The organism is Micromonospora globispora, assembly GCF_003857015.1.
Lineage (GTDB): Bacteria > Actinomycetota > Actinomycetes > Mycobacteriales > Micromonosporaceae > Micromonospora > Micromonospora globispora.
This window is the reverse complement of the sequence record NZ_QGGF01000097.1, coordinates 1-6612: the sequence shown is the minus strand read 5'-3', so window position 1 is coordinate 6612 and position 6612 is coordinate 1. Positions and strand designations below refer to the sequence as shown.

6 protein-coding genes are annotated in these 6612 nt (G+C 72.0%); 5 read left to right on the top strand and 1 reads right to left on the bottom strand.

The window, feature by feature from the left end; genetic code table 11:
* From DKL51_RS03565 to DKL51_RS03545, 5 genes are all read left to right on the top strand, one after another.
* Nucleotides 1–512, top strand: a 512-nt coding sequence (locus DKL51_RS03565) for a PucR family transcriptional regulator (protein ID WP_185734693.1), incomplete at its 5' end; no start/stop codon positions are given.
* 84 nt (nucleotides 513–596) lie between these two features.
* Nucleotides 597–2231, top strand: coding sequence for a class I adenylate-forming enzyme family protein (locus tag DKL51_RS03560; RefSeq protein WP_124811718.1), 1635 nt, complete (start codon nucleotides 597–599; stop codon nucleotides 2229–2231).
* Nucleotides 2228–3100 carry an alpha/beta fold hydrolase gene (locus DKL51_RS03555; RefSeq protein WP_109944967.1) on the top strand — a complete coding sequence of 291 codons (873 nt, stop codon included), beginning with the start codon at nucleotides 2228–2230 and terminating at the stop codon, nucleotides 3098–3100. Before DKL51_RS03560 ends, DKL51_RS03555 begins: the two co-directional genes overlap by 4 nt.
* Entirely contained in the window at nucleotides 3097–4278 is a 1182-nt protein-coding gene (locus DKL51_RS03550; RefSeq protein ID WP_124811717.1) for a lipid-transfer protein, read from the top strand. Before DKL51_RS03555 ends, DKL51_RS03550 begins: the two co-directional genes overlap by 4 nt.
* A complete protein-coding gene (locus DKL51_RS03545) occupies nucleotides 4275–5096 on the top strand; it encodes an SDR family NAD(P)-dependent oxidoreductase (RefSeq protein ID WP_124811716.1) in 822 nt (273 codons plus the stop codon). Before DKL51_RS03550 ends, DKL51_RS03545 begins: the two co-directional genes overlap by 4 nt.
* A gap of 58 nt (nucleotides 5097–5154) precedes the next feature.
* Here DKL51_RS03545 and DKL51_RS03540 read toward each other — a convergent pair.
* Nucleotides 5155–6612, bottom strand: a 1458-nt coding sequence (locus DKL51_RS03540) for a glycoside hydrolase family 10-like protein (RefSeq protein ID WP_124811715.1), incomplete at its 5' end; no start/stop codon positions are given.

Here is a 6612-nt window from a genome sequence, read left to right as displayed (position 1 = left end):
CGGCGCAGGCGGCCCCGGCGGCGGTGGATCGCCTCCGCAGAGCCGTCGCCGCGCCCGTCACCGTCGGTGCCGCCGGCCCCGGTGAGGGGCCGACGGGACTGCGCGATGCCCACCGCGACGCGCGGCACTGCGTCGACGTCCTCTGCGCGCTCGGCAAGGCCGGCACGGCGGCCGGTCCGGCCGATCTCGGGGCGTTCGGGCTGCTGTTCGGTCCGGCCGGCCGTGAGCGGGTGGCCGCGTTCGTGCAGCGCACCCTCGGCGCGGTGGTCGACTACGACGCGCAGCGCGGAACGGAGCTGTTGCGAACGGTGGAGGCGTACTTCGACGCCGACGGCAGTCACGTTCGCGCCGCGGCGGCGCTGTTCATTCACGTCAACACGCTCTACCAGCGCATCGAGCGCATCACCGCGCTGCTCGGTGAGGGCTGGCGGACCGGGGAGAAGGCGCTGCAGCTCCAGCTGGCCGTCAAGCTGCACCGGATCGTCAGCTTCACCGACCAGCATTCGGGTTAGTGGTTGATTCCTCCGTCAAACTGACCCAGCGGTGTGGAGAACCTCCATCGTCCAGCACGCTGAACGAGCCCTAGGTTTTCGCACATGGAGTACCGCTCGTTCGACCCGCGCCTGCCTGTCGATGATTTCCGGCCGCGGTGGTCGGGGTTCGCCGCGTTCTTCCGTGACCGCACCGACCTCGACGCCCCGTACCTGACGGAGCTGCACCACGCGCGGGGCACCCGGCACGCATGGACGGTCGGCCAGTGGCGGTCCCGGGTGGAGGCGACGGCGGCCTGGCTGCGGGAGCAGGGCACCGGGCCGGGGGACGCGGTGGCGACCCTCGCCGGCAACACCGCCGAGGCCCTCGCGGTGGCGTACGGGTGCTGGCTGGTCGGGGCGTGCTGCGTGCCGCTGAACGCGCAGGAGGCCGCCGACCAGCAACTGTTCGTGCTGCGCGACTCCGCAGCACGCCTGCTGGTTCACGCACCGGAGCACGTCGAGCGGGCCACCGCCCTTGCCGAGGCGACCGGCCTGCCGCTGCACCACACCGCCGAACTGCCGGCGGAGAGCACGACGGCGGTGGCGGACCCGGCGGTCGGTCTGGATGTAGCGGCGCTGCGGCTCTACACCAGCGGCACCACCGGCGAGCCGAAGGGCATCATCACCACCGTCGGCAATCTGCTGACCGACCTGGACGCGCTGGCCGGCACCTTCGGCTGGGACTCCGACACCCGGGTCTACACGGTGCTGCCGGTGCACCACGCCAACGCCCTGGTCATCTCCAGCCTGCTGCCGTGGCACACCGGTGCCTCCGCGGTCCTGACCGACCGGTTCCGCACCGAGCGCTTCTGGGCCGACGTGGCCGCTGAACGGGCGACCACCGCAAGCCTGGTGCCGACCCTGCTGGAGTTCCTGCTCACCGGCGGCGGCGAGGCGCCCGAGTGTTTCGCCGAGGTGCTGTGCGGCGCGGGGCCGCTGCTGGTGGAGACCGCCCTCGACTTCGAGAAACGCTTCGCCGTTCCGATCCGGCACATCTACGGGCTGTCGGAGACCACCTGCGTCGCCTCCGCCATGCCCGCTCTCCCCGACGAGCAGCGGCGTCGCTGGCACGCCGACTTCGGCTTCCCCAGCATCGGCAGCGCGCTGCCGCACGCGCGGATGACCGTGCTGCACCCGGTCACCGGAGAGGAGCTGCCCGCCGGGGTCCGCGGGGAGCTCGCCGTCCGTGGCGCGATCATCATGCGCGAGTACGCCGGTCGCCCCGAGGCCACCGCCGAGGCGTTCCGCGGCGGTTGGTTCCACACCGGCGACGAGGGCTTCTGGCGCCCCGGCCCGGACGGGCGGCCCGTCTTCTTCATCACCGGACGGATGAAGGAACTGATCATCCGGGGTGGGCACAACATCTCCCCGTTCGAGATCGACGAGGTGCTGCGCACCCATCCGCGGGTGGCGTTCGCCCTCGCCGTGCCGTTCGAGCACCGCGTCTACGGCGACGAGATCGCCGCGTACGTCGTCGCCGACGGGCCCCTGACCGAGCAGGAGATCCTCGACCACTGCGCGGCTCGCCTCGACTTCGCCCACCAGCCCAAGGTCGTCATCTTCGGCGACGACGTGCCCTACACGGCGACCGGCAAGGCCAAGCGCCTCGAATTGAAGAACCGCCTCGCTACCGAACTCGCCGCCTACCGCGACGCCGCTTTCCGCCGTCCCAAGGTCGCCCCCGAGGAGCAACCGTGAACCCCGAAGAACTCGACGTCCCCGTGGCCGGCGGCACTCTACGGGTTTGCCGCTGGCCCGGCGAGACCGGCCCGACCGTACTGGCCGCGCACGGCATCACCGCCAATGCCCTGTCCTGGGCGCCGGTCGCCGATGCCCTGGTCGGCCGCGCCACGCTGATCGCCGCGGACCTGCGCGGACGCGCGAAGAGCAACGCCCTGCCCGGTCCGTACGGGCTCGCCCAGCACGCCGACGACCTCATCACCGTCCTCGACCACCTGGGCCTGCACCGGGCGCCGATCGTCGGGCACTCGATGGGGGCGTTCGTCGCCGCCGTCGCGGCGCTGCGTCACCCGGACCGGGTCTCGTCGGTGCTGCTCGTCGACGGCGGCGTCACCCTGCAGGTGCACGAGGGCGCGAACATCGACGACATCCTGGAGGTCGTCATCGGCCCGGCGATGCGCCGTTTGCGGATGACGTTCGACAGCGAGCGGACGTACCTGGACTTCTGGCGGGTGCATCCCGCACTGTCCGCGGCCTGGTCACCCGCGGTGCGGGACTACGCGCTGCGCGACCTGGTCGGCGAACCGCCCGCGCTGCGCTCCTCCTGCTCCCTCGAGGCGGTGCGCCGGGACGCCACCGACACGCTGCTGGACGAGCAGACGACGACCGCGGCTCACCGGATCCGGTGCCCGGCAACCCTGCTGTGGTGCGAACGCGGCATCCTCGACGAACCGCAGGGCCTGTACGACGAGGCCCGCCTGAAGGCCGCCGGAATCGACCGCAGCGGCCTCACCGTGGAGAAGGTGCCCGACGTCAACCACTACACGATCCTGCTGTCGCTCAAGGGCGCCGGCACCGTGGCCGACCACATCGGACGGCTGACGTGAGGCCCGTCCTGGTCGCGGGCGTGGGCATGATCCCGTTCCGCCGGCCGTCGCAGAGCCTGGCGTACGACGTGATGGGCGAGACGGCCGCGCGGGCCGCCCTGGCCGACGCGGGGGTGGACTACGCGCTGATGCAGCAGGCCTACGTCGGTTACGTCTACGGCGACTCCACCTGCGGCCAGGCCGCCCTCTACGGCCTGGGCACCACCGGCATCCCGATCGTCAACGTGAACAACAACTGCGCCACCGGATCCAGCGCCCTGTGGCTGGCCCGGCAGGCTGTCGCCACCGGCGCCGCCGAATGCGTCCTGGCCCTCGGATTCGAGCAGATGACCCCGGGCGCCCTCGGGATGGCGTTCGGTGACCGCGACAGCCCGCTGGCCCGCGGTGACGCCGCCCGTTCCCGCCTCCAGGACGACGACGGCGTGCCGTTCGCGGTGGCCTACTTCGGCGGCGCCGGCGCCGAGTACGCCCGCCGCCACGGCACCTCGGCGGAGACGTTCGCGGCGATCGCGGTGAAGGCCCGCCGGCACGCCGCCCACAATGCGAACGCCGTCTTCCGCGACCCCGTCACGGTCGAGGAGGTGCTTGCCTCGCCCGCGATGTACGGGCCGCTGACCCGGCTGCAGTGCTGTCCACCGACCTGCGGCGCCGCCGCGGCCGTGCTGTGCAGCGCCGACTTCGCCCGTCGGCACGGCCTCGACGGGACCGTGACCATCCGCGCGCAGGCGTTGGTCACCGACAAACCGGGCACCTTCGACGAGACCGACATGATGCGACTGGTCGGCTATGACATGACCCGCGCCGCCGCTGATCGCGTCTATGCCGAAGCCGGGGTGGACCCGACCGACGTACCGGTCGTCGAACTGCACGACTGCTTCACGGCCAACGAACTCATCAGTTACGAGGCGCTCGGCCTGACACCGGAAGGCACGGCCGAGAAGTTCATCGCCGATGCCGACAACACCTACGGCGGCCGGGTGGTCGTCAATCCCTCCGGCGGCCTGCTCGCCAAGGGCCACCCGCTGGGCGCCACCGGGCTCGCTCAGTGCGCGGAACTCACCTGGCAGCTGCGCGGTACCGCCGGCACCCGCCAGGTGGAGGGCGCGAACCTGGCCCTCGCGCACAACATCGGCCTCGGCGGCGCCTGCGTCGTCACCCTCCTGGAGAGAACCGCATGAGCAACCTGCAGGGGCGCGTAGCGCTGGTCACCGGCTCCGGACGTGGCATCGGCCAGGCCATCGCGCGCAAGCTCGCCGCCCACGGAGCCCACGTCGTCGTCAACGACCTCGATCCCGAGCCGGCGGCGGAGGCGGTCGAGCTCATCGAGAAAGCGGGCGGGCAGGCGATCGCGGTCGCCGGCAGCGTCACCGACCCGGACTTCGCCGAACGGTTCGTCGACACCGCCGTGTCCGCCTTCGACGGGTTGGACATCATCGTCAACAACGCCGGCTACACCTGGGACGCGGTCATCCAGAAGACCAGCGACGAGCAGTGGAGTGCCATCCTCGACGTGCACCTCACCGCCCCGTTCCGCCTGCTGCGCGCCGCCCAGCCCGTGATCAAGCGGTTCGCCGAGCGGGACCGCGCCGCGGGGACCACCCATCACCGCAAGGTCGTCAACGTCTCGTCGATCTCCGGTCTGGCCGGGAACCCCGGCCAGGCCAACTACTCCGCCGCCAAGGCCGGCGTGGTGGGCCTGACCAAGACCCTGGCCAAGGAATGGGGCCGGTACGCCGTCAACGTCAACGCCGTGGCCTACGGCGTCATCCGCACCCGCCTGACGGACCCCGCAGGGCCCGGCAGCATCGATGTCGACGGTCGGCAACTGGTTGTCGGCCTCAACCCCGGCATCGCCGCGGCTCTGGACCGGTCGATCCCGCTGGGGCGGGCCGGGACCGTCGAGGAAGCCGCCGGAGCGGCCTACCTGTTGTGCACACCGGAAGCGGACTACATCACCGGCGAGGTCCTCCTCTGCGCCGGTGGCTACAGCTTCTGAGCCTGCTACGCGCCGCACGCGGTCAGCCCCGGGCGGGGCACGCACCGCAGAGGGGCTGTTACTGCGCGGCGACGGGCACCGGCGCGCTGAGCCGGCCCTCGTTCCCGCTGCGATCCAGTCCGGAGACGCAGTACGAGAGCGGGCGGTCGGGCGGTGCGGTGCGGTCGATCCAGTCGGTACCCCGGGCGGTGCCGACGAGCCGGGCCGCGTCGCCGTCCACGCGGTAGACGGCGAAGCTCGCGGCACCGTCCCCGCGCCAGCTCAGCGCCACCCCACCGGCGTCCGTACGCCGAACGCCGGTGACCGTCGGCGCGCCGGGCGGCGCCGCCGGCAGCTGCGCCATCGTGGGCACCAGCGCCGGGCCGACGTAGTGCGACTCGCTGTACCGGCTGACCGCCCCGAGCTTGTCCGCACGCACCTGCCTGGCGCTGAAGTGCACGCTCCCGCTCACGCCGTACCGGCGGTTGAGGGCGAGCTGGCGGTCCAGCTCGGCCGGATCGCGCCAGGCGCCGCGCTCGCCCACCCGGTAGTCGGCCTGGCCGATGTAGAGCTGCACCCGGGTGCCCCGCACCGTGGCCGCCCACCACGGCAGCAGCTTGGCGTAGTCGGCCTTGCCGAAGCCGATGTGCCAGTAGAGCTGCGGCACGACGTAGTCCAGCCATTGCTTCCGAACCCAGAGTCGGGTGTCGGCGTAGATGTCGTCGTAGCTCTGCAAGCCCGCGGTCGCGGAGCCGGCCGGGTCGGTGCGCTTGTTGCGCCAGATGCCGAACGGGCTGATGCCGAACTTCACCCACGGCTTGATCGCCTTGATCCGCTCGCTCATCTCACGGACCAGCGTGTTCACGTTGTCCCGCCGCCAGGCATGCTTGTCCGCGAAACCCTGGCCGTACCGGGCGAACGCCGCGCCGTCCGGGAAGTCCTGCCCCGCCTCGGGGTACGGATAGAAGAAGTCGTCGAAGTGCACACCGTCGACGTCGTACCGCTGGACCGCCTCGAGCATCGAGTCCTCGACGAACCTGCGTGCCTCCGGGATGCCGGGGTTGAAGTAGAGGCGGCTGCCGGGCCGGTCGGCGCTGGGATAGGTCACCACCCAATCGGGGTGCTGCCGCAGCGGATGTGTCGGTGCGAGCTGGTCCAGCCGGGGGCCGGGCCCGCCCACCGTGGCCGGCTGCCCACCCCGGTACGGGTTGAACCAGGCGTGGAACTCCAGATTTCGGGCGTGTGCCTCGGCGACCATGAACGCCAACGGGTCCCAGCCGGGATCGCGGCCGTCGCGGCGTCCGGTCAGCCACTCCGACCACGGCGCGTACCTGGACGGCCAGAGCGCGTCCCCGCTCGGCCGCACGTGCACGAAGACGGCGTTGTGATTGCGCCGCACGGCCAGGTCCAGCCAGCCCCGGAACTCCGCCCGCACCGTCTCGGCCGGTAGCCCACGCCGGCTCGGCCAGTCGATGTTGTTCACCGTGGTGATCCACATGCCGCGCAGCTCGCGGGGCGCCCGGGTCGGCCGGCCGGC